The organism is Ralstonia sp. NFACC01 (assembly GCF_900115545.1).
In the GTDB taxonomy this organism is placed as follows: Bacteria; Pseudomonadota; Gammaproteobacteria; order Burkholderiales; family Burkholderiaceae; genus Ralstonia; species Ralstonia mojiangensis.
Window position 1 is genome coordinate 27,821 of sequence record NZ_FOWV01000001.1, and the last position, 22,546, is coordinate 50,366.

Annotated in this window: 15 protein-coding genes; 10 read left to right on the forward strand and 5 right to left on the reverse strand. The window is 64.6% G+C overall.

The features are described 5' to 3' along the window. Positions 1-237: 237 nt before the first annotated feature. The 10 genes from BM136_RS00145 to BM136_RS00195 all read left to right on the forward strand — a co-directional run bounded on the left by BM136_RS00145 (position 238) and on the right by BM136_RS00195 (position 18,447). Positions 238-3,060 carry a bifunctional glycoside hydrolase/polysaccharide deacetylase family protein gene (locus BM136_RS00145; RefSeq protein ID WP_254775588.1) on the forward strand — a complete coding sequence of 941 codons (2,823 nt, stop codon included), beginning with the start codon at positions 238-240 and terminating at the stop codon, positions 3,058-3,060. Continuing rightward, a complete protein-coding gene (locus BM136_RS00150) occupies positions 3,047-7,126 on the forward strand; it encodes a tetratricopeptide repeat protein (protein WP_092969153.1) in 4,080 nt (1,359 codons plus the stop codon). Before BM136_RS00145 ends, BM136_RS00150 begins: the two co-directional genes overlap by 14 nt. 72 nt (positions 7,127-7,198) lie before the next feature. Beyond that, positions 7,199-7,759 carry a penicillin-binding protein activator LpoB gene (locus BM136_RS00155; protein WP_092969155.1) on the forward strand — a complete coding sequence of 187 codons (561 nt, stop codon included), beginning with the start codon at positions 7,199-7,201 and terminating at the stop codon, positions 7,757-7,759. Beyond that, entirely contained in the window at positions 7,759-9,234 is a 1,476-nt protein-coding gene (locus tag BM136_RS00160) for a PelD GGDEF domain-containing protein (protein WP_092969158.1), read from the forward strand. Before BM136_RS00155 ends, BM136_RS00160 begins: the two co-directional genes overlap by 1 nt. 25 nt (positions 9,235-9,259) lie before the next feature. Beyond that, positions 9,260-10,246, forward strand: a complete 987-nt coding sequence (locus BM136_RS00165) for a tetratricopeptide repeat protein (RefSeq protein WP_092969161.1) — start codon at positions 9,260-9,262, stop codon at positions 10,244-10,246. After that, entirely contained in the window at positions 10,243-11,865 is a 1,623-nt protein-coding gene (pelF, locus tag BM136_RS00170; protein ID WP_092969164.1) for a GT4 family glycosyltransferase PelF, read from the forward strand. The genes BM136_RS00165 and pelF overlap by 4 nt, the downstream gene beginning before the upstream one ends. Continuing rightward, on the forward strand, positions 11,865-13,235 hold the full coding sequence (gene pelG, locus BM136_RS00175) for an exopolysaccharide Pel transporter PelG (RefSeq protein ID WP_092969166.1): 1,371 nt from the start codon (positions 11,865-11,867) through the stop codon (positions 13,233-13,235). The genes pelF and pelG overlap by 1 nt, the downstream gene beginning before the upstream one ends. 870 nt (positions 13,236-14,105) lie before the next feature. Further along, on the forward strand, positions 14,106-15,659 hold the full coding sequence (locus tag BM136_RS00180; protein WP_092969169.1) for a methyl-accepting chemotaxis protein: 1,554 nt from the start codon (positions 14,106-14,108) through the stop codon (positions 15,657-15,659). 472 nt (positions 15,660-16,131) lie between these two features. Beyond that, positions 16,132-17,400 (forward strand): D-amino acid dehydrogenase, encoded by a 1,269-nt coding sequence (locus BM136_RS00190; RefSeq protein ID WP_092969172.1) that lies wholly within the window; start codon positions 16,132-16,134, stop codon positions 17,398-17,400. A 123-nt stretch (positions 17,401-17,523) separates the two neighbouring features. After that, entirely contained in the window at positions 17,524-18,447 is a 924-nt protein-coding gene (locus BM136_RS00195) for a glutamate/aspartate ABC transporter substrate-binding protein (RefSeq protein ID WP_092969175.1), read from the forward strand. 74 nt (positions 18,448-18,521) lie between these two features. Here BM136_RS00195 and BM136_RS00200 read toward each other — a convergent pair whose 3' ends face one another. The 5 genes from BM136_RS00200 to BM136_RS00220 all read right to left on the reverse strand — a co-directional run bounded on the left by BM136_RS00200 (position 18,522) and on the right by BM136_RS00220 (position 22,510). Further along, positions 18,522-19,271 carry an amino acid ABC transporter ATP-binding protein gene (locus tag BM136_RS00200; RefSeq protein WP_092969177.1) on the reverse strand — a complete coding sequence of 250 codons (750 nt, stop codon included), beginning with the start codon at positions 19,269-19,271 and terminating at the stop codon, positions 18,522-18,524. Then, positions 19,268-19,960 carry an amino acid ABC transporter permease gene (locus BM136_RS00205; protein WP_027680869.1) on the reverse strand — a complete coding sequence of 231 codons (693 nt, stop codon included), beginning with the start codon at positions 19,958-19,960 and terminating at the stop codon, positions 19,268-19,270. Before BM136_RS00205 ends, BM136_RS00200 begins: the two co-directional genes overlap by 4 nt. A gap of 2 nt (positions 19,961-19,962) precedes the next feature. Further along, on the reverse strand, positions 19,963-20,658 hold the full coding sequence (locus BM136_RS00210) for an amino acid ABC transporter permease (protein WP_027680870.1): 696 nt from the start codon (positions 20,656-20,658) through the stop codon (positions 19,963-19,965). Between the two features lie 60 nt (positions 20,659-20,718). After that, positions 20,719-21,564: an ABC transporter substrate-binding protein gene (locus BM136_RS00215; RefSeq protein ID WP_092969180.1), complete on the reverse strand. Its 846-nt coding sequence runs from the start codon at positions 21,562-21,564 to the stop codon at positions 20,719-20,721. A 367-nt stretch (positions 21,565-21,931) separates the two neighbouring features. Continuing rightward, positions 21,932-22,510: a hypothetical protein gene (locus BM136_RS00220; protein ID WP_092969182.1), complete on the reverse strand. Its 579-nt coding sequence runs from the start codon at positions 22,508-22,510 to the stop codon at positions 21,932-21,934. Positions 22,511-22,546 lie beyond the last annotated feature (36 nt).

Below are 22,546 nucleotides of genomic sequence, written 5' to 3' on the forward strand. Positions count from 1 at the left end.
TTGCGGGCGGCGACCGGGAAGAAAAACAGCGGTTCCGTACGGCGTGATGAGAGGCGCCGATCTTCAGTGCCGGCGCAGATCGGCCCAATTAATGCACATAGTTGCATAGCGGAGTGCCAGTTCATGTGGGTTCTCAGCCGTTTACAGCGGCGCACCGGGGGGAAACGGGGGAATACGGCAGGGACGATCACACGGTTGGCAGGGCTTCTTGTCGCTGCCATCGTATCGATGCCTTGTATGACGTTTGCGCAGCAGACGTCTGCCACCACCGGGTCCGGTGTGTCTGCGGTTGCATCTTCGGTCTCGGCCAGCGCGCCGAACATCGCGTGGTACTACGGCGACAAACCGCCCGTGGCGCAGTTGCGCGCCTTCGATGCCGTCGTCGTGGAGCCGGGCCACGGCTTCGACCCGTTGCAATTCAAAACGCCTAGGACGCAATGGCTCGCCTACGTGAGCCTGGGCGAGGTCACGCCCGACCGTAGCTGGTTCAAGGAATTGCCCAAGGCATGGTTGCTTGGCGACAACGCCGCGTGGGCCTCCCGCGTGGTCGACCAGGCCCAGCCCGAGTGGCCGGCGTTTTATGTCGATCACGTTATCAAGCCGCTGTGGGACAAGGGCTACCGCGGCTTTTTCCTCGATACGCTCGACTCATATCAGTTGGTGGCCAAGGACGACGCCTCGCGCACGGCCCAGGAAGGCGGCATGGTGCGCGTGATTCGCGCAATCAAGGCGCGCTATCCGGACGCCAAGCTGATTTTCAACCGCGGGTTTGAGATCCTGCCGCAGGTGCATGAACAGGCGTATGCAGTGGCGTTTGAATCGCTGTATCGCGGCTGGGACCAGGGCGCCAAGCAATACAAAGAAGTGAGCGACGCCGACCGCGACTGGCTGATGGGGCAGGCGCGCAAGATTCGCGACGAATACCACCTGCCGGTCATCTCGATCGACTACTGCCCGCCGGCTGACCGCGCCTGCGCACGCGACACCGCCAAGCGCATCAAGGCGCAGGGCCTGATCCCCTACGTGACCGATCCGGCGTTGTCGACCATCGGCGTGGGCCGGATCGAGGTGCTGCCGCGCAAGGTGCTGATCCTGCAGGAGCGTGCCCCGCGCACCACCATCGAGACCAGCGAGGGCGTGCGCTTTGTTGCCATGCCGCTCAACTTTCTCGGCTACGACGTCGAATACGCCGACATCAATCAACCGCTGCCTGCCGACGTGCCGCCCGACCGCTATGCCGGGGTGGTGGTGTGGGTGAATACGAGCCCGGTCAAGCAGGTCGCGGCGCTCAATGCGTGGGTGCGCGCCCGCATGCGCGACGGCGTGCGCATTGCCTTCATGAACCGCTTCGGCCTGCCGGTGGACGGCAGCCTGGCCGACATGCTGCACCTGCAATACGTGCGCGGCATGGCCAATGCCGGTACCAGCAGCGGCGGGCCGGTGTCGGTGGTGTCGCAAGACAGGATCATGGGCTTCGAGATGCCGCCCCGGCCGCTGGCGCGCGAGACGGTGCCCATCCGGGCCGGCGCCACCGCGCAATCGCTGCTGCGGTTGAAGTCCGGCAATCAGGAGTTTGACGCCGCCGCCATCACTGACTGGGGCGGCTACGTGATGTATCCGTTCGCGGTGTTCGCGCTGGAGACCATCGACCAGGCGCGCTGGGTGGTGCAGCCCATCGAGTTCCTACGCCGCGCGCTGGCGCTGCCCGATATGCCTATTCCCGACGTGACCAGTGAAAACGGCCGCCGCCTGATGCTCGTGCATGTGGATGGCGACGGGTTTGCCTCGCGTGCGGAATTCCCGGGCCCCGAATATTCGGGCGAAGTGCTGCTGCAGGAGGTGTGGGACAAGTACCGTATTCCGACCACGCTTTCCGTCATTGAAGGCGAAGTGGGCCCGACGGGCCTGTATCCGAAGATTTCGCCGCGGCTGGAAGGCATTGCCCGCAGGATGTTTGCGCTGCCGTATGTCGAGCTCGGCTCCCATACGTATTCGCACCCGTTCGACTGGAGCCGCACGGTGCAAAGCTCGACGGCCGGCCCCGGCAAGGACGCGGGCGGCGGCGATACCGCCTTCGCGCTGACCATTCCCGGCTACAAGTTCAGCCTCGACCGCGAGATCGCCGGCTCCATCCGCTACATCGACGAGCGCCTGGCGCCCCCCGGCAAGCGCGTGAAGGTTCTGCAGTGGTCGGGCGACTGCCGCCCGCCCGAAGTGGCCGTGCGCATGGCGTGGCAGGCCGGTGTGGTCAACATCAACGGCGGCGATACCGTCATCACGCGCAGCTCGCCATCATGGACGGACATTGCCTCCATCGGCATTGACAAGGGCCCCGGCGCTTACCAGGTGTTTGCGCCCAATCAGAATGAAAACGTCTATACCAATGACTGGACCGGGCCTTACTACGGCTTTGAACGCCTGATTGAAACGATGCAGATGACGGACGCTCCGTACCGATTCAAGCCCATCAACATCTACTACCACATGTATTCGGGCACCAAGCTTGCGTCGCTCAAGGCCTTGAAGAAGGACTACGACTACGCGCTCTCGCAACCGGTGTTTCCCATCTACTCCACGGAATATGTCGCGAAGGTGATGGACTTTCGCGACATGGCCATCGCCCGCGATGACGACAACTGGATCGTTCGTGGCAACGGCGACTTGCGCGAACTGCGCTGGATGACACCCGGCACGCCCCGCGTGGCCGACGCCCAGGGCGTGGTCGGCTACGACAAGGCACCAGGCGGCATCTACATCCACCTGGACGATGGCGCCGCACGCTTTGCCATGGCGCCCGCCGGCGAGCCCGCCAAGTCTGTCTACATTGCTGAGGCCGCCGCCTTTGTGCGTGATTTCACGCGCAGCGGCAACGGTCTGTCGTTCGAAGCCGGTGGCTATTACAAGCCGTTTGTCCGTCTGGCCAACGTGGGCGCCTGCCGCGTGAAGGTCAACGGCGCGCCGGCCCATACCACCCGTGCACAAGGCGATACGGTGCGCGTGGACTTGAACGGCGCTGCCGCCCAATCCGTGACCTACCAACGTATCGATGTGGTCTGCTGACCTGACACCGCGCGAACGGCTGCTTCCGCCCTGGCTGATCGGCATGCTTGGCGCGCTGATCGGGCTGGCGCTCGCCCTGATGTTCCCGCGCGAGCGGCTGGAAGCACGCCTGCTGGAAGGCGGCAAGGTCGATGCCCTGTCGGTGGCGTACCTGGAAGCCTGGCTGCGCGTACGCCCCAACGACGGCGAATTCCTGAGCGTGCTGGCCGCGCAATACGTGCGCACCGGCCGCCTGGAAGAAGCCGAGACCATGCTCAACCGCATGCGCGCGCTGCACGACAAGTCGCTCGAACGCGAAGCGCTGCTGCTTGATATTGCGATTCGCGAGCAGCGCGCCTATGCGTTGCAGCCGAACGACCCGCGGCGCGCGTCGATCCTGAATGACTTGCGCGGCTTGCTCAAGCAGGCGCTCGACTACCGCTGGACCGCCGCCGAGCTGGAGATCCTGGCCGGCAAGGCGCGTGCGTTGGACCAGGGTGCGATTGCCGTGCAGTTCTATCAACGCCTGGCCAAGCAGGACGTGGCACGCGCCGCGCAATGGCAGGCGCGCACCGCCGAGATTGCGCTGGGCGTGGGCGAATACCGCGCTGCGGCCGCGGCCAACTTTGCCGCGCAGGCCAGCGCCAAATCGCTCGACGAACAACGCCGCTACTTCATCGCCGGGCTCAAGGCGCTGCAAGGCGGCAACCTGCTCGACGACGCCATGACCGAAGCGCAGCGCCGCGCGGGTCCGCTCCTCGACGACACCGAAACGCTGCGTTTCCTCACGCGCCTGGCCCTGGCGTGCAACCGGCCCGATCTGGCCGATCAGTACGCGCGCCGCCTGCTGCATCTGTCGTGGCGGCAAATAGAGGAGGGCATTGCCCTGGCCGCAGGCGCAACCCGTCATGACTGGACATTCGCGGGCCGGCCGGAGCCGTTGCCATCCCCTACGGATGCGGTATTCATGGATGGGCCGGAAGGGCTCGCTCGGCGTCAGCGCCACGCCGCACGCATCCGGCGCGTAGCGGACAAGGTGAACGATTCGGCCGCACCCGCCGCTTCCGCCACGCAGCCCACCGGCACTGAGGCCATCGCACGCGGGATCGCGCCGTTCAATGCGGACGATTACGATCTCGCATACCGCGTCTTCATGAGCAGCGGCAACCTGAACGACGCCATGCGCGTGGCCGAGGCCGCCGTGCGCCAGCGCCCGGACCTGAAGATCTGGACCGAACGCGCCGCGCAGGTATCGGAGTGGAACCGCCAGCCGATGTCTGCGCTGAAGTACTGGCTGGCCTACGCGCAGTCAACCGGCGACGATGCGGCTTGGCAGAACGTGCTGCGCCTGGCGCCTGCGCTCAACGAAGACCACGCCTATCTGGCCGGCCTGCGCTATCAGGCCAGCCGCCAGCCCGGCGACATGAAGCTGCTCGATCAGGTGATTGCCGCGTATGAGCGGTTGGGCGAGCCGGTGGAAGGCCTGGCCTATCTGAACAGCATTGCGCGGGGCCCGCATCGCCAGGCGATTCTGGAGCGCTACGCCATGCTGGCCGAGCGCGCCGGCAAGGACGACCAGGCTTACGACACCTACGTGCGCCTGCAGAAGGAGTTCGGCCCGAACGCGCGCTACGCGCTCAAGCTCGCCAACATGCTGTACGTGCGGGCGCAGTTCGAGCAGGCGCTGTCCGCCATGGAAGTCGCCAGCAAGGTGGCGTCGCCCACGGACGATCTCTACTGGCGCACGTTTGCCCAGCTCGCGCGTTTGAACCAGCGCGATGACCTGTCGCGCGAGGCTTATCGCCAGTTGCTGATTGGCGGCAACGCTCAGCCGGACGATCTGTCGGCGATGATCGATTTCTACGATGCCAGCCCGATCGACGCCGGCCGCCTGGCCGAACTGGCCTTCCGCAAGAGCGGCACGATGGCCTCGTTGCAGCAGGCCATCTACTACTACACGCGCGCCCGTGCCTTCCGTCGCATCGAAGGGCTGCTGGCCTCGCTGACGCTGGAACAACGCCGTGCCGCCGAGCAATCGCCCGGCGTGCTCGGCGCCCGCGCCGAGTACTACCGCCAGAGCGGCCAGTGGGATATCGCCATGCGCGATCTGCGCCGCGCCGTCTCGTTGCCCGATGCCGGCAGCGACGTGAAGGCCGCCTTCCTGTGGGGCCTGCTCGATTCCGGCCAGAACGATGAACTCAAGCGCGCGCTGACCCTGTGGCGTGGCGAAGCCGAAAACGATTCCGCGTACTGGGGCGCGTATGCTGCCGCCGGTCTGCAACTCTTCGATGCCAATCTTGCGTTGCGCTTCCTCGGCCGCCAGGGCAACTCGATGCGCAACGATCCGCTCTGGCTATTGGCCTTTGCCGATGCGCGTGAAATGGCCGGGCAAGCCGACGCCGCCTGGCGCCTGCGCCGCGAGGCATGGTGGCTGCTGTGGCGTGCCGAGGGCGCTGACGGTGCAGGCGGTGTGGATGCCGCAACCGGTAAGGACAAGGCCCCCGCCAACCGCCGCGTTGGTACGCGTGTCGTCGTGGGCAGTAACGGCGCAGGCAACGATGCCGTACCGCTTGAAGAGGGCGCCCGCACCGAACTGCGCGCCCGCCGCATCGCGCTGGCGCAGACGTTTGGCTCGGGCGATCTTGCCCAGCGCTTGCTGATCGAGCTGCTGCGCGATGACCGCCGCGCCACGCGGCAGGCCCGCGAAGGCGGCAGCGCCACCGTGCAGAAATCGGAGCTGGGCGACATCGATACGTTGCCGCCGGAGCCGCCCGAAGCCCCCGCAGACAAGCGCAAGAACGCCCGCGTGAGCGACCAGCTTGTCTCTGCCGTGGCCAAGGAGGCCGCGCTCGGCTGGGCGCTGTCGCGGGAGGCGAACGATCTGGCGCGCGCGTGGCTGCTGCAGCAATACACACGCCGCATGACGCGGCCGGCCTATGCCGAAATCTCCATCGCCCTGGCCGAGCGCGACCTGCAAACGCTCAACCGCCTGCTGGACGACACGCCTGATCGCATCCCGCTCTACAACCGCATCGATGCAAACACGCTCACCGACCGCCTGGGCGAGGCGCAGCGCCTGTCGTTCGAGGGCCTGACCACCGCACCCGACGACGAGCAGATTCACCAGCGGCTGCAGGAAACCCTGCTGACGAACGCGCAGGCGCTGGAGCCGCGCGAAACGTGGTTCAAGCAGGCGCCGCTCACGTACTTTGAAAGCAGCGCTGCCGCCGGTATTCGCCTGACCGATCACTACAGCATGCTGGTGCGCGCCACGCAGCGGAACCAGCGCTCAACCGATGGGACGCAACTGACCGGCGTGCCCGCGCAGGACCGCCGCGTCGACTGGATCTCGCAGTACCAGACGCAAGACAGCCAGTGGAAGGGCACGGTGGGCTGGCGCCAGGGGCTGGCGTCGTTCTACGCGTTCCGGCTGGATGGCTTGCTGGGGCAGACCGGCCCGTTCGGCACCGAGCTGTCGGTCGGTCGCAACCAGCCGGCCGAAGAAACCACGCAACTGCGCGTGGGCGGCGTGAAGGATCTGGTGTCGATTGGCGGCAACTGGCGCCTGACGCAGCGTGAATACATTCGCGCGCGCATCGAGGGCAACCGCTTCTACGGTCAGGACCGTTCGTTCCTCGGCAGCGGCATGGTGTTCGACGCCGAAGCCGGCTACCGCTTCCGCGTGGAGTACCCCGATTACACGATCCGCGTGGTCGGCACGCGTGCAAACTACAGCGCCTCGGGCTCGCCAAGCGCGTTGCTGGGGCGGCTCTTGCCTGCAGCGGCCACGGGCGATACGGCGCCCGATGCCACCGCCTTCATGCCGCAGTCGTTCACGCAGTTCGGGCTGCTGTTCGGCTTTGGCACGGACTATCTTGATCGCTATACGCGTGCGTGGCGCCCGTTCATGGATGTGGGGCTGCTGCATGACAACCGCGAAGGGTGGGGCACGCAACTCCAGTTGGGGGTGGCCGGCAGCGTGTTTGGCAACGACCATCTGGCGCTGGTGTTCAGCCATGCCTCCATCACGCGCGCCGGTACCGCGCCGATGACGGAAATCGGCCTGCGCTACCGCTGGCTGTACTAGCAACAAGCAAGAACAAGACAACGGGGAAGAAACGACATGAAGCACACAACGGAAGACTCCAGGGAGAACGCGATGACACCCTTGATCAACAAGATGAAGGCCGGCCGCCGGCGTTGGCTGGCCATGGCAGCGGGCGTTGGTGCCGCACTTGCGTTGTCCGCCTGCGCGGTGGTCGACAGCGCACGTGCGCCGGCGACCAGCGCGTCGGATGCGTGGGTGGTGCTGCCCATCGTCAACTACACCGAAACGCCGCAGGCCGGCCTGCGTGCGGAGACGATTGCCGCGAGCATCCTCAAGGCGCGTGGTTTCTCCAACCTGAAGCAGTATCCGGCCAACCTGAACAGCGAGTCGCTGTTCGAGCCGGCCGAGCGCGAGGCCGTGTCGCGCGCGCTGGATTGGGCGCGCGGCGAGAAAGCCCGCTATGCCCTGACCGGCGCCGTGGATGAATGGCGCTACAAGGTCGGCGTGGATGGCGAGCCCGCTGTGGGCATCACGCTACAGGTGATCGACGTGCAGACCGGCAACGTGATCTGGAGCGCAGCGGGCAGCCGCACCGGCTGGAGCCGCGATGCCGTGTCGGCGGTGGCGCAGAAGCTGCTGCGCGAGCTGCTTTCGCCGCTGGGCCGAGGCTGATGAAAACCGGGTCGGCAGGATCCGCCCAATCGGCCGGCCGCGCCGCCGCCGATACGCGCGGCCAGGGTGGGCGAACCGAACGCCGGCGCAACGCGCAGGGCATTGGCGCGTCGACCTGGTATGGGCGCCTGATTGCGCCCGCCGTGTCGAGCCCGAGCGCGGTGCTTGAAACGCTGGGCGCGGTGGTGGTGGCCATTGGCGTCGTCTGGTTGTTCGTGCCGGACAACCCGCTGTTGCTCGGTCATGGCTTTCCGTGGATCTGGCTGGTGCCGCTCATCCTGGCGCTGCGCTACGGCACGCTCCTCGGTGCGCTCGCAGCGCTGGTAGTGCTGGGCGCCTGGGCCGTGTTCTACGGACAGACGGCCGCTGCCGGCAGTTTCCCGCGCATGTACTTCCTGGGCGGGCTGATGCTCGTGCTGATCGGCGGGCAGTACGGTGACATCTGGGGTGCGCGGTTGTCGCGCGCTCGCACCGTCAACGGTTACCTGAACGACCGGCTGTCGGCGCTCACCAAGAACCACTTCCTGCTGCGCCTCTCGCACGAGCGTCTGGAGAACGACCTGCTGGCCAAGCCGACCACGCTGCGCGACACGCTCACGCAGCTGCGCAATATCGCGCTGGCCGCGCGCGAGCACGGCACGGGCGACAACGCGCCTGACGTGGCACAACTGCCCGGCGCCGAGCCGTTCCTGCAATGGACGGCGCAGGCCTGCCAGCTGGAAGTGGCGGCCATGGTGCGCGTAACGGGCAACCGCATCGACACCGAACCGGTGGCCCGCGTGGGCACGCCGTTCGACATCGTTGCCGATGACCCGTTGATCCGCCATTGCATCGACACCCACACGCTGGGCCACCCACAGGCGCCCGAGCTGCGGAATGTGAACAACCCCGAAGACGGCTCACGCTACGTGGCGTGCGCGCCGGTGCTCTCGGGCGCGGATGAGCTGATCGGCCTGGTGGTCGTGCAGCAGATGCCGTTCCTCTCGCTGTCGTACGAAAACCTGCAGTTCCTGCTTGTGCTGCTTGGCTACTACGCCGACGGCGTGCGCCACCTCACCGTCAGCTCCGAGATCCTGGATCTTGTGCCCGACGCGCCGTACGAGTTCGCGCTCGATCTCGGCCGGCTGGCGCGGCTGCATCGCGATACCGGCATCGATTCGTCGGTGGTGGCGCTCATCTTCGATCAGGACGAGACCAGCGATGCGCTGTTCGAGAGCGTGGTGCGCAGCCGCCGTGCGCTCGACGTTGTGTGGCAGGCGAGCGGCAAGAACCGCCGCGCCATCATCACGCTGATGCCGCTGTCGGGCGCGGGTGCCGTGTCGGCATATCTGGTGCGTATTGAAGACAGCTTGCGCGCGCAGTTCGGTGTCGATTTCGAGGGCGGGCGCATCAGCGTGCAGACGTTGCATGTGACCGGCGAGCATCCGGGCGAAGCGCTGCAGCGCTTCCTCGTGCGCTGCCATCTCGAGGGATAGGGGCGGACGGCCATGCAGGTTGACCATGTTTAAGCTCACGCTCGGCGGCATCTCGGCCCAGATCGCGGCAGTGGTGATGGCACTGCATGCCGGCAACAGCCTTGCGCTGCTGCTGTCGTGCCTGATGCTGCAGGGTACCGCCGCCGCGCTGATCGGCCTGGCTGCCTGGCGCCTGCTGCCGCGTCGTTACCGCGTGCCGTTCGTGTGGACGTATGGCTACCTGACGGCGCTGTGCTTTTTCGTGCCGGTGGCGGGTTCCCTGCTGGTGCTCGGCAGCCTGCTGCTCGCCAAGCTGTTCCCCAGGCCCGAAGACGACAAGGACATCGCCGATGTGGGCCTGCCGGTGTTTGTTGCGCATTTGATCTCGCGCGTAACGCATGGCGGCGGCGCGCGGCTGCGTGCGCAGCTCAACAACGAGCGCGCGCCGGTGCAAAGCCGCATGACCGCGCTGGTGGCCATGCAGTCGATGCCCACGCGCACTGCCAGCCCCGTGCTGCGCGACCTGCTGGCCGATCCGGTGGACGATATCCGCCTGCTCGCCTACGGCATGCTCGACAATGCCGAGAAGGTGCTCACGCAAAAGATCCTGGCCGAGCTGCCGCGCCTGGAAGAAGCCACCACGCCCGAGGCGCGTTACGACATCAACAAGCGCCTGGCCGACCTGTATTGGGAGCTGATCTACCAGAACCTCGTGCAGGGCGACGTGTACCGCTACACCGCCGAGCAGGTCGAACGCTACGCCAGCGCCGCGCTCGATATCCAGCCCGACAACGCCGCGCTGTGGTACATGCGCGGCCGGCTTGCCCTGTCGCGCCGCGAGCCCGATGTGGCCGAGTCCCACTTGCGCCGTGCGGAATCCCTTGGCTTCCCGCGTGACCGCCTGCTGCCTCCGCTGGCCGAAGCCTGCTACCTGCGCGGTGACTATGCCGGCGCGCGTGCGGCGCTGGCGCAGTTCTCCAGCCGTTCACCGCTGCCGTTGCTGCGCCCGCTGTTGCGCTACTGGACATCATGAGCAACGACCACTTTCCGCGCGCCCAGTCTGCCGACGTTGCGCTGCTGCTCGAAGGGACCTTTCCCTACGTGAGCGGCGGGGTGTCGAGCTGGGTCAACCAGATGATCCGGGCGTTTCCGGACATCCGTTTTGCCATCGTTTTCATCGGCAGCCGCCGTGAGGATTACGGCAAGCCCGTCTACGCCATTCCCGACAACGTGGTGCACCTGGAGTGCCACTACCTGTACGACTTTCCGCCGCCGCCGCTGGTGCAGGCCAGCGGCGGCGATGCTGCAGCGTTCGAGCGCTCGCGCAAGCTGCATGACGCGCTGCGCAATCCGGCAAACAAGGAAGAGACGGCCGAGTTGATTCGCGCCTCGATTGCCGACTTGCGCGACGATGGCCCGCTGGCCGAGGAACAGTTCCTCTACAGCCACCGCGCCTGGGACATGATGACGGACTACTACCGGCGCTATTGCACCGACCCGTCGTTCACCGACTATTTCTGGACCGTGCGCATCATGCACAAGCCACTGTGGCAGCTTGTGCGCATTGCTGAAAACCTCATCCCGGTGAAGGTGTTCCACACCATCTCGACCGGCTATGCGGGGTTCCTGGGCGCGCTGCTGCGCTACAGGCGCGGGCGGCCGCTGCTGGTGTCGGAGCACGGCATCTACACCAAGGAACGCAAGATCGACCTGTTCCAGAGCCAGTGGATTCGGGACAACCGCAGCATCTTCGAAAAGGACATCGCGCAGATCAGCTACTTCCGCGATCTGTGGGTGCGGTTTTTCGAGACCATGGGCCGGGTCTGTTATGACGCGGCCGAAGACATCGTCGCGCTGTACGAAGGCAACCGGCAGCGGCAGGTCATCGACGGCGCGCCGGCCGAGAAGACGCGCAGCATCCCGAACGGCATCAACCTGCCGCGCCTGGCTGCGTTGCGCGAGAAGCGGCAGGCCAGCGTGCCGCGCGTGATGTGCCTGATCGGCCGGGTGGTGCCCATCAAGGACGTGAAGACATTCATTCGCGCCATGCTGACCATCACGCGCGAGATGCCCGATGCGGAAGGCTGGATTGCCGGCCCGGAAGACGAAGATCCGGAATACGCGCAGGAATGCCACAGCCTGGCCGAGAGCCTGGGCCTGGGCGATCGCATCAAGTTCCTGGGCTTCCAGAAGATCGACGACATCCTGCCGAAGGTGGGCGTGCTCGTGCTGAGTTCGATCAGCGAGGCGCTGCCGCTGGTGGTGCTGGAAGGGTTTGCCGCGGGCGTGCCGTCAGTCACGACGGATGTGGGTTCGTGCCGGCAGCTGCTGTTCGGCCTGGAGGGTGAAGACGCGGCACTGGGTGCGGCCGGCGCCGTGGTGCGCATTGCCGATCCGGCTGCCCTGGCCGCCGAAGTGCTCACCCTGCTGCGCGATGAAACGCGCTGGCATGCGGCCCAGGCTGCCGGCATTGCCCGCGTCGAGCGCTATTACACGCAAGAGATGATGGTCGGCAGCTACCGCGAGCTGTATACGCGCCTGCAGACCTTGCCCGACCTGAGTACCGAGCACGGCGCCAAGGCCGCTTCTGCCGCTGCGGCGGCCTGCCCGTATCACGCCCAGCAGAATAAGCCAGATGAGGGAGCCCGCTAATGGCCGGCATTGGTTTTGAGCTGCGCAAGATGCTCAAGCGCGACAGCCTGCTCGGGCTGCTGCGCGCCTACACCTACGCCGGCATCATCAGTTCCGGGCCGTGGATTCTCTCCATCGTCGGGATTCTGCTGATCGGTATCCTGAGCCTGCCGTTCGTCATTCCCGGCTCGCTCATCACGCAGTTCCAGGTGTCGGTCACCTACCTGATTGCGGTCAGCCTGATCCTGACAGGGCCGCTGCAGCTTGCCTTCACGCGCTTTACGTCCGACCGTCTGTTCGAGAAGCGCGACGACCTGATCCTGCCCAACTACCACGCCGTGTCGCTTGTGATGACGCTGGTCGCCGGTGGCCTGGGGCTGCTCGTCATCCTCTTTGCGTTCCCGCAGCAATCCGCCATCTACCGGCTGCTGATGCTGGCCGGTTTCGTGGTCATGGCCAACATCTGGATCGCGGTGATCTTCCTCTCGGGCATGAAGCAGTACAAGGCGATCGTGTGGATCTTCCTGATCGGCTACACGCTCACCGTGCTGCTGGCGCTGCTGTTCAACCGGCTTGGGCTGGAAGGGCTGCTGCTGGGCTTCGTCACGGGGCAGCTGTGCCTGCTGATCGGCATGGCCGCGCTCATCTATCGCAATTTCAGCGGCCGGCGCTTCCTGTCGTTCGAGGTGTTCGACCGGCGGTTCGCGTACCCGTCGCTCATGCTGATCGGGCTGCTGTACAACCTCGGCATCTGGCTCGACAAGTTCATGTTCTGGTATGCGCCGGGCACGGGGCAGCAGGTGATCGGCCCGCTGAATGCGTCGGTCATCTATGACATTCCGGTGTTCCTGGCCTACCTCGGCATCATTCCCGGCATGGCGGTGTTCCTGGTGCGCATCGAGACGGATTTCGTCGAGTACTACGACGCCTTCTACGACGCCGTGCGCGGCGGCGCATCGCTGGAGCACATCGAAGACATGCGCAACACGATGGTGCAGACCATCCGCGCGGGCCTGTACGAGATCGTGAAGATCCAGGCAATGGCCGCGCTGGTGCTGTTTGCCGTCGGCGCCTCCGTGCTGCGCGCCCTGCAGATTTCCGAGCTGTACCTGCCGCTGCTGTATGTCGACACCATTGCCGCGAGCTTGCAGGTGGTGTTCCTGGGGGTGGTGAACATCTTCTTCTACCTCGACCGGCGCCGCGTGGTGCTGGCGCTGACGGCGGCGTTTGTGGTGCTCAACGGCGCGCTGACCTGGATGACGCTGCAGCTTGGCCCCGCCTGGTACGGATACGGATTTGCCGTCTCGCTGCTGCTGGTCGTGATGGCCAGCCTCGTGATCCTGGACCGCAAGCTGGATCGGCTGGAATACGAGACGTTCATGTTGCAGTAAGGCCTGCCGACAGCCTCCGCTGCCGTCCGGAACCCTGCCCGCGACACTTCAGCCCCCGCTCACGACCCTTCAAGCCTCGCGCACGGCGCTCCAAGCGCCAGCCGCGAGGCTTTTTGCTCTGCGCGTGCTGCTTTTAGCAGCAACACCATGACGCTTTTTGCTCCGTCATCGGGGCCTGGAGGCTGGTGCCCAGGGCTTTGTGGTCCACGCTTGGGGGTTCGAACTCGGCCATCGGCACGTTTTGCTCGAAAATTTTGAGCTCTGAACTCGGTGGTCGGAGCTTTTTGCTCGACGGATGGGGCTCCGAGCTCGGCTGGCCGAGCTTTTTGCTCGACGGATGAGGCTCCGAGCTCGGCTGGCCGAGCTTTTTGCTCGACGGATGGGGTTCTGAGCTCGACTGGTCGAGCTTTTTGCTCGACGGATTAGGCTCTGAACTCGACTGGTCGAGCTTTTTGCTCCACGGATGGGGTTCTGAACTCGGCGGCCCGAGCTTTTTGCTCGACGAATGGGGTTCTGAACTCGGCAGCCCGAGCTGCTCGCTGCTTCCTCGCTGCGTAGAGAGCAACCCTGACAGTGGACGGCGTGCCGCGTCGCCTCCACCGAACCGACTGAGCGAACACTGCCCGGCAGACGCGGGTTCAGATTCTTCACTTCGATCCGATAGGAAAGAAGGGCCTCTTTGAGGGAATGGTGTCTCACACCCCTCAGCCCAATCAAGATTTCTTGGCCGATTCATTTTCTCTATTGCGCATCGCTTGGCTGCCGGTCCGGCGCTGAACTCACGACCCGGACTGCTGCACAGCTGACGAAGCATCGGCGGAGAGCGTCAGCAGACCAGGGCCACGCGGGTGGCGAAGGGAACGGAACAGAATGCAGCTCATCAGGAACATGGGAATCGGCAAGCGTCTTGCCTTCGGATTTGCCGTTGTGCTGGCGTTTTCCGTCGTCATCACCGCTATTGCAATCTGGCGTCTCGACAATGCCGCGACGGCCACGCGGGCCATGATGAATGAGCCGTTGCTCAAGGAGCGTCTGATTGGCGACTGGTATGCCAATCTGGTCGTCGGCATCCGCCGCACCATTGCGGTCGCAAAGAGCGCCGATCCAACGTTGGGGCCGTATTTTGCGCAAGAGGCGGCGGCGTCATCAAAGGCCTCGGGCGAGTACCAGAAGAAGGTGGAAGCGCTGCTGTCCACCGAAGAAGAGAAGACGCTGTTCGCCAAGATTGGTGAGCTGCGCAAAGGCTATTTGAGCGCGCGGGATGCCATCAACGCAGCCAAGGCTTCGGGCAATCCGGACGAAGCCCAGCGGGTGCTCGACCAGGTCTTCGTGCCGGGTGCCAATGCGTACCAGGACATCATGCGTCAACTGCTGGAGGTGCAGCGCCGGTCCATCGACGATATCGCGAAGGACATCGACGCCAGCGCCGCAAAGAGCCGCACGTTGCTGATGGTGCTGGAAGGGCTGATCCTGGCGCTCGGCCTTGTCTTTGCGTACTTCCTGACAGTGAGCATCACGCGGCCATTGCATGTGGCGGTCGGGATCGCAAGCCGTGTGGCGGCAGGGGATCTGTCGAGCGTGGCGGCTGCCAACTCGAAGGACGAGACCGGCAAGCTGTTGCAAGCCCTGGCTGACATGACGCAGCAGCTGGTGGGTACGGTTGGAAGCATCCGCGTTGCAACCGAGTCGGTGGCCGGTGCCGCAGGCCAGATTGCAGCGGGCAACATGGATCTGTCCACGCGCACCGAGCAACAGGCGGCTTCGATCGAGGAGACCGCGGCGAGCACGACGGAGCTGACCGAGGCAGTCAAGCGGAACGCCGAGAACGCACGTCAAGCCACGTCGCTCGCAGCCAGTGCGAGAGAGATGACGGAAGCCGGACGCGTTGAAGTGACGGCGATGGTCCAAACGGTGAGCGAGGTCAGCACGGCCTCCAAGAAGATTGCCGAGATCACCGGGCTGATCGAGGGCATTGCGTTCCAGACCAACATCCTGGCACTCAATGCTGCCGTGGAAGCCGCGCGAGCCGGCGAACAGGGCAGGGGGTTTGCCGTGGTGGCAGGCGAAGTGCGATCGCTGGCGCAACGTGCATCGGGTGCTGCGAAGGAAGTGAAGGAGCTGATCGAGGCATCCACCGGAAAAGTTGAACTCAGCTCCGAGCAGGCGTCGGGCGTGAATGCCGCGATGGCCCGCGTGAGTGTGGCCATTGAAGGTGTCTCGAGCATCATCGCCGAAATTGCAGTGGCATCGGACGAGCAAAGCCAAAACCTCGAGCAAGTGAGCCAGGCAATCAGTCAGATCGACCAGGTGACGCAGCAGAATGCCGCGCTGGTGGAAGAGTCTGCGGCGGCGGCGCAAGCGATGCAGGAGCAATCCGGGAACCTGCGCCGCGCGGTGAGCGTCTTCAGGCTCGGGGCAGGCTAGCGGCAAGCAGGTGGCGCGGCGTCACGGCCGCTCACGCACCGAATTTCACCCCCGGCGACCACTCAATCCCCGCATGCGGCGTGCGCTCCCAGCACGCCGACCTCACCCCACCACCGGTTTGGCCTTTGACGTTCCTGCCCTAGATGGCGCCTTGAATTTCTGTTGCAGGGAGGAAAAAGGAAGGGAAACTGTCTGAGCGAAGCGAGTTTTTCCCTTCCCCTCCCTGCGACATAAATTCAAGGAGTGGGTCGCCATCTCGGGCGCGCATTTCTTTGCTTACTTTCTTTGGGCAAGACCAAAGAAAGTGAGTCAGCCCCGGCAGGGGATGAAACAAGGGATGGACCACCAGTCCGAAAAGAACCCACCAAAAACCCATAGCCCCACAACATCCCCCCCAACAACTCCGCATTTGCCCAACCACCTCCGGGCTCCTTAAGCTGCACCCGACATTCCCCATCTCGCAGCTTCTTTCATGCACATCGCAGTAGTCGGCGCCGGCATCATCGGCATCAGCACGGCCCATGCGCTGGCTCAGGAAGGCCATCAGGTCACCCTGATCGAGCGCCATCCGGGCCCGGGCGAGGGCACCAGTTACGCCAACGGCGGCCAGTTGAGCTACAGCTATGTGGCACCGCTGGCCGGCCCCGGCGTGCTTTCGCACGTGCCCGGCTGGTTGCTGCGCCGTGATTCGCCGCTGCGGCTGAAGCCATCGCTGGACCCAGCGTTGTTGCGCTGGGGGCTGCGCTTCATCGCGGCCTGCAATCGTGACCGGGCTGATCGCACCACGCGCGAGCTGCTTGCGCTGTCGTTCTACAGCCGCGCACGCATGGAAGCGTTGCGGGAGGCCTCGCCGGACTTGGCGTTCAGCTTTGCGCGTCGCGGCAAGCTGGTGGTGCATCGCGATGCTGCTGCATTTGAATCGGCCCGGGCCCAGGTCGGCTATCAGGCCACGCTCGGTTGCGAGCAGCATGCGCTGTCCGCCGACGAAACCGTGGCCCACGAGCCCGCGCTTGCCGGCGTGCGTGACCGGATCGTCGGCGCCATCTACACGCCCGACGAAGACGTGGCCGATTGCCACCAGCTCTGCGTCGGCTTGTTCAACCGGCTGCGCGCGATGCCCAACGTGACGCTGCGCTTCAATACCGGTGTCGATGCGTTGTGGACCGAAGGCCGCCGTGTGCGCGGTCTGAAACTGGCCGGCGGTGAGCAGGTTGCCGCTGATGCCGTGGTGATGGCCGCGGGCGTGACGAGCGCCGGGCTGCTCAGCCCATTGCGCATCGACCCGGGCCTGTATCCGCTGAAGGGTTACAGCATCAGCCTGCCGCTGGGCGAGGGCGATGTTGCCCCGGTGATCAGCGTGACGGATGCTGCGCGCAAGATCGTCTACGCCCGCATCGGGCAGACGCTGCGCGTGGCGGGCATGGCTGATCTGGTGGGCTGGTCGACGGCGCTGGACACGCGCCGCGCGCAGACGCTGTATGACGAAACGCGCGCGCTGTTTCCAGGCGCCATGCGGGCGAATGATGCGGGCGCCGATGCCGCACCCTGGGCTGGCATGCGCCCTGCGACGCCAACGGGCGTGCCCGTGGTGGGCGCATCGCCGGTGGAGGGATTGTGGTTGAACGTTGGTCACGGAGCGTTGGGCTTTACGCTAGCGCTCGGCAGCGCAGGCTTGCTGACCGACCTGATTGCTGGCCGCAAGCCCGCGATTTCCCCAGTGCCGTATGCGCTGGCCGCGTGACACAAGAACGAGATTCAGAACGAGATTCAAAGACCGAGCGTGCAGGCTAGACGATGTGCGTCTGGCCCGCGCCCATTGGTAACCCAAGTAGTCTGGAGCGAACACACCCATAGGAGGGGAAGCATGAAGACCTTGCATTCGACCAAACGGATTCTGCGTGGCCTGACGCTGGTTGCGGCCGGTGCGCTGGCGGCGCTGTCGACCGGTGCGCAGGCGCAGTCAACCGACACGCTGGCCAAGATCAAGCAATCGGGCGTGATTTCGGTGGGCTATCGCGAGTCGTCCATTCCGTTCTCGTACCAGGCTGATGCCAATACGATCACCGGCTATTCGCAAGAAATCTCCAACATGATCGTTGCCGGCGTGGAAAAGGCGGTGGGCAAGAAGCTGCAAGTCAAGCTCACGCCGATCACGTCGCAGAACCGCATCTCGCTGCTGCAGAACGGGACGATCGACTTCGAGTGCGGCTCGACCACCAACAACCTCGAGCGCCAGAAGCAGGTCGCGTTCTCGAACAACATCTTCATCTACGGCATGTTGATGCTGGTGAAGAAGGATTCGGGCATCAAGGACTTCCCCGACCTGAAGGGCAAGACCGTGGTGACCACCGCCGGTACCACTGAAGATCGCATCCTGCAGAAGATGAACGGCGAAGCGAAGGATGCCGACAAGATGAACCTGATCCTGGCGAAGGATCACGGCCAGGCATTCCTGACGCTGGAATCGGGCCGCGCTGTGGCATTCGTGATGGATGAGCCGCTGTTGTACGGCGAGCGCACGAAGGCCAAGAACCAGGCCGACTGGGTGGTTACGGGCACGCCGCTGCAGACCGAAACCTACGCCTGCATGATGCGCAAGGACGATCCGGCGTTCAAGAAAGTGGCCGACGACGTGATTGCCGACCTGATGAAGTCGGGCAAGGCGAATGACCTGTACAAGAAGTGGTTCCTGTCGCCGATTCCGCCGAAGGGTTTGAACCTGAACTACCCGATGACGGCCGGCATGAAGGAGTTGTACGCACACCCGAACGACAAGGCGATCCAATAAGCCGCGTTGTCGTGCATCCAAAGAAAACGGGGAACAGTGTTCCCCGTTTTTTTATTTGGCCGCTGCCTGGCGGTTCAGGCGGGTTCGCTCCACGGTGAGCGGATGTCGGCCAGGAAGCGTTGTGCACGCGGGTGCTGGGGGCGCTGGAAGAAATCTTCGGGTGTGGCGCGTTCGAGCACCTGGCCCTGATCCATGAACAGGACGCGGTCGGCTACGTCGCGGGCAAAGCCCATCTCGTGTGTGACGCAGACCATGGTCATGCCGTCGCGGGCGAGGTCCTTCATCACCAGCAGCACCTCGTTCACCATCTCCGGGTCCAGTGCCGAGGTCGGCTCGTCGAACAGCATGACGGGCGGTTTCATGGCGAGCGCACGGGCAATGGCCACGCGCTGCTGCTGCCCGCCCGACAGCTCGCCAGGGTAGGCGTCAGCCTTGTGGGGCAGACCCACGCGTTCGAGCAAGCGCATCGCAAAGTCCTTCGCTTCCTGTGGTGCCATGCGCTTGAGCTGCACCGGCGCCAGCGTGCAGTTCTGCAGGACGGTCAGGTGCGGAAAGAGGTTGAACTGCTGGAACACGAAACCGATGCCGCTGCGCAGCAGGTTGACGTCGACGCCCGGCGCATGCACTTCGTGTCCGTTGACGACGATGCGGCCTTTCTGAATGGCTTCGAGCCGATTCAGCGTGCGGATGAGCGTCGACTTGCCCGAGCCCGACGGCCCGCACACGACCACCACTTCGCCCTTGGCAACGGTTTCGTTGATGTCGACCAGCGCGTGGTAATCGCCGTACCACTTGTCGACGTGTTCGATCGTGATCATGTTCATGGTTTGGACGGTGCATGTGCTGCAAGGCGGCGTTCAAGGTAGAACGCCACGCGCGTCAGGCTGAAGCACATGATGAAGTAGCTGATGCCGAGCAGGCCGTACACCTCGGCCGACTTGACCATCACGGCGGTGCTGATCTGCCCGGCCACGAACGACACCTCGGGCAGGCTGATGATGTAACCGAGCGAGGTCTCCTTGATGGTCGAAACGAGCTGATTGACCAGCGACGGCAGCATGTTGCGCAGCGCCTGCGGCAGGATCACGCGGCGCATCGCCTGCATGTACGACAGGCCCAGCGAGCGGGCGCTTTCCATTTGCCCGCGCGGCAACGCCTGGATGCCTGCGCGCACGATCTCCGCCAGATATGCGCCGTCGAAGATCACCAGCGCGGTCAGCATGGTGCTGAACTGGTCCGTGCGCTGGCCGGTAACGGACGGCAGCAGGAAATACGCCCAGAAGATCACCATCAGCAGCGGCGTGCCGCGCACGATATAGACGAGCGCGGTGGCGGGCCAGCGCAGCGCGGCAATCGGGCTGACGCGGCACAGGCCCAGCAGGATGCCCACCGGCAGCGCAAGCACAAGGCCCGCGGACGCCAGCAGGAACGTCAGCGCCAAGCCGCCCAGCGGCCCATTCGGGTACTGGCCGATCAGGTAGTAGATACCGTAGGTTTGAATGAGATCGAGCATGGCTACAGCGTCCGGACGGGGTAGCGATGCTGATACCAGGCGGAGAACACCGTGATCGCGATCGAGATGGTCAGATAGGCCGCGGTGGCAAACGCAAACGCCTCAAAGCCGCGGAACGTGGCGGACTCCACCTGCTGCGCCTGGTACATCAATTCGGCCACGCCGATCACCATGGCGATGCTGGAGTTTTTCCACAGGTTCAACGTTTGGCTGACCAGCGGCGGGACGGTCACGCGCAGCGATTGCGGCAGCACCACCAGCCGCATGGCCTGCAGGAACGAGAGTCCGAGCGCACGGCTGGCTTCCAGCTGTTCCTTCGGAATCGAGCGGATGCCGCTGCGGATGTCTTCCGCCATGTAAGCAGCCGTGTAGAGCACGAGCGCAATGACGGCGCTCGCGGCCTCGTAGTTCATGCTGTAGAGCCAGTCCCGGATGAACTCCGGCAGGATCTGCGGCGCGCCGAAATACCAGAACAGCATGTGGGCGAGCAGCGGCACGTTGCGGATGGCTTCGACGAAGGCTTGGCCGATGCCGCGCAGCGGTGCAGCCGGCGCCAGGCGCAGCAGCGCCACGACGATGGCAAGCGGCAGCGCCAGCACGAAGGCCAGCACGGAGAGCTTGATCGACAGGAAGAAACCGCTGACGAGCCACTGGTGATACTGCCCCGAGAGCAGCATCGACAAATCAAAATGGGGCATGGAGATTCACCGCCCGGACGCAGTTTGGAAATCCGGTCCGGGCGGCCCGACCTTTAGCGATTAATCGATCTTGTCGGTAGAAATCTTGAAGGTGCGCTGCGGGAAGGCCATCTTCGTATTCGGGCCGAACCACTTGTCGAACAGCTTCTGCGCCTCGCCGCTCTTTTCCATGCCCAGCAGCACGTCGTCAACCTGCTTCTTGAAGGCCGGCTCGCCCTTGCGGATGCCCAGTGCGAGGTGTTCGGTCGACAGGTTTTCCGGCAGCAGCGCGTAGTCCTTGGCCGCCGGGCCCATCTTGGCCATGTTGCCGATCAGCGTGGTTTCGTCGTTCACGTAGGCGACGCCCTTGCCTTGCTGCAGGGCCAGCAGTGCCTGCGGGCTGTTGTCGAACGAGACAACATCGGCGTTCTTGATGGCCTTGGCAATGTTGGCTTCCATGGTCGAACCCTTGACCGTCAGCAGCTTCTTGCCATCCAGCTGGCCGAGCGACGTGATGCCGCTGCTCTTCTTCACCATGGCCTTCTGGCCGGTGATGAACGTCGACACCGAGAAGTCGATCTGCGCCTCGCGCTCCTTGTTGTGCGTGAGCGAGGCGGCCAGCAGGTCCACGCGGCCTTGCTGCAGTTCGGGCAGGCGGGCGGCCACGGCCAGTTGCTTGAGCACGGGCTTGACGCCCAGGCTCTTGGCGATGGCGTCGCACATGTCGACGTCGTAGCCGACGATCTCGCGGCTCATCGGGTCCTTCAGGAAGCTGAACGGCTCGTCGGTGCCGAGTACGCCGCAGACAAGCTCGCCTTTCTTCTTGATGTCGGAAATTTGATCAGCGTGCGCAGTGGCGGCGACCAGGGTGGCCGCAGCCAGGATGGCGGCACCCGCAAATTGCGTCAGACGTCGGTTTGTTTTCATCGGATTTCCTCCTTGACGACTTGGGTGGTGAACAGTGTGCGAATCGAGATCGGATCGGGGATCGCCCGCGAGCATACCGGCGTATGCGCGATTTGCATGCGCGGACTTCGGATAACCATATGACGGCGAGCGGAACGCCCAACTATAGTCCATGCCGACGCGGCGCAGATGGCAGACGGCAAGCAGGGCGGGGTGCAGTGCACGGGCGGGATGTTGGGGTTGCCGGGTTGCGCGCGTGCAGCCGGGTAAGGCTGGCGCAGCAAGGCAGGGGCCCGGCAGACGTTGGATGAAATGAGACTTTGTCTGCCATTAATGACATGGCAGCCGACTGCACTCCATCAGGGGATTCCCGGGGCAGGGCTTGGGCTTACAGCGCGCCGCAGATCGATTCGTTGATGGGCACGTCGCCCACGGTCTCGTGATCGTTGCCGCGATAGCGGTAGACCAGGCTGAGGCCGAGGCGCGTGAGGATGCGCACGTCGCCGTTATTGCAGATGTTCTTCTGCAGGATCGGAACGAAATTCAGCCGAAAGCCTTGCGACGCGGCCGAGTGCGCTGCGTAGTTGGTCAGCGTGATGACGAAGACGAGGTTCTTCTTCTGCGCCAGCGAGCATTGCGCCAGCGAGGTTTCGCGGTCGAGCGGGACGGGGGTGAAGCGATTGATTTCAGCGCAGGCCTGAGCGAGGGCTCGGTCTGCATTGCGGGCAGGGCCCGTGAGGGCAGGCACACCGGCTGCGGCCGTGCTGCGACCCGTGGCGGCGCCCACCAGCATGCGGGCCAGCGGCGTCAATTCCTGCATGGCCGTCGCCAGCGACGTCGATTGGGCCCACACAGGGCTGGACAGCAACGGCAGGGCAAGCGTCAGGATGCACGAAGCACGCGCCCGGCGTTGGCGGCCTTTCACATCCAGACCGGTGTGAATGGCGGTGTGTTGAGTCACAGACATCCTCTTTGCCCACGGAGCCACAATTTTATTGAAAAA

Coding starts and splice junctions, on each gene's coding strand:
- BM136_RS00145 (WP_254775588.1), top strand. CDS start 238: ATGACGTTTGCGCAGCAGACGTCTGCCACCACCGGGTCCGGTGTGTCT.
- BM136_RS00150 (WP_092969153.1), top strand. CDS start 3,047: ATGTGGTCTGCTGACCTGACACCGCGCGAACGGCTGCTTCCGCCCTGG.
- BM136_RS00155 (WP_092969155.1), top strand. CDS start 7,199: ATGACACCCTTGATCAACAAGATGAAGGCCGGCCGCCGGCGTTGGCTG.
- BM136_RS00160 (WP_092969158.1), top strand. CDS start 7,759: ATGAAAACCGGGTCGGCAGGATCCGCCCAATCGGCCGGCCGCGCCGCC.
- BM136_RS00165 (WP_092969161.1), top strand. CDS start 9,260: ATGTTTAAGCTCACGCTCGGCGGCATCTCGGCCCAGATCGCGGCAGTG.
- pelF (WP_092969164.1), top strand. CDS start 10,243: ATGAGCAACGACCACTTTCCGCGCGCCCAGTCTGCCGACGTTGCGCTG.
- pelG (WP_092969166.1), top strand. CDS start 11,865: ATGGCCGGCATTGGTTTTGAGCTGCGCAAGATGCTCAAGCGCGACAGC.
- BM136_RS00180 (WP_092969169.1), top strand. CDS start 14,106: ATGCAGCTCATCAGGAACATGGGAATCGGCAAGCGTCTTGCCTTCGGA.
- BM136_RS00190 (WP_092969172.1), top strand. CDS start 16,132: ATGCACATCGCAGTAGTCGGCGCCGGCATCATCGGCATCAGCACGGCC.
- BM136_RS00195 (WP_092969175.1), top strand. CDS start 17,524: ATGAAGACCTTGCATTCGACCAAACGGATTCTGCGTGGCCTGACGCTG.
- BM136_RS00200 (WP_092969177.1), bottom strand. CDS start 19,271: ATGAACATGATCACGATCGAACACGTCGACAAGTGGTACGGCGATTAC.
- BM136_RS00205 (WP_027680869.1), bottom strand. CDS start 19,960: ATGCTCGATCTCATTCAAACCTACGGTATCTACTACCTGATCGGCCAG.
- BM136_RS00210 (WP_027680870.1), bottom strand. CDS start 20,658: ATGCCCCATTTTGATTTGTCGATGCTGCTCTCGGGGCAGTATCACCAG.
- BM136_RS00215 (WP_092969180.1), bottom strand. CDS start 21,564: ATGAAAACAAACCGACGTCTGACGCAATTTGCGGGTGCCGCCATCCTG.
- BM136_RS00220 (WP_092969182.1), bottom strand. CDS start 22,510: ATGTCTGTGACTCAACACACCGCCATTCACACCGGTCTGGATGTGAAA.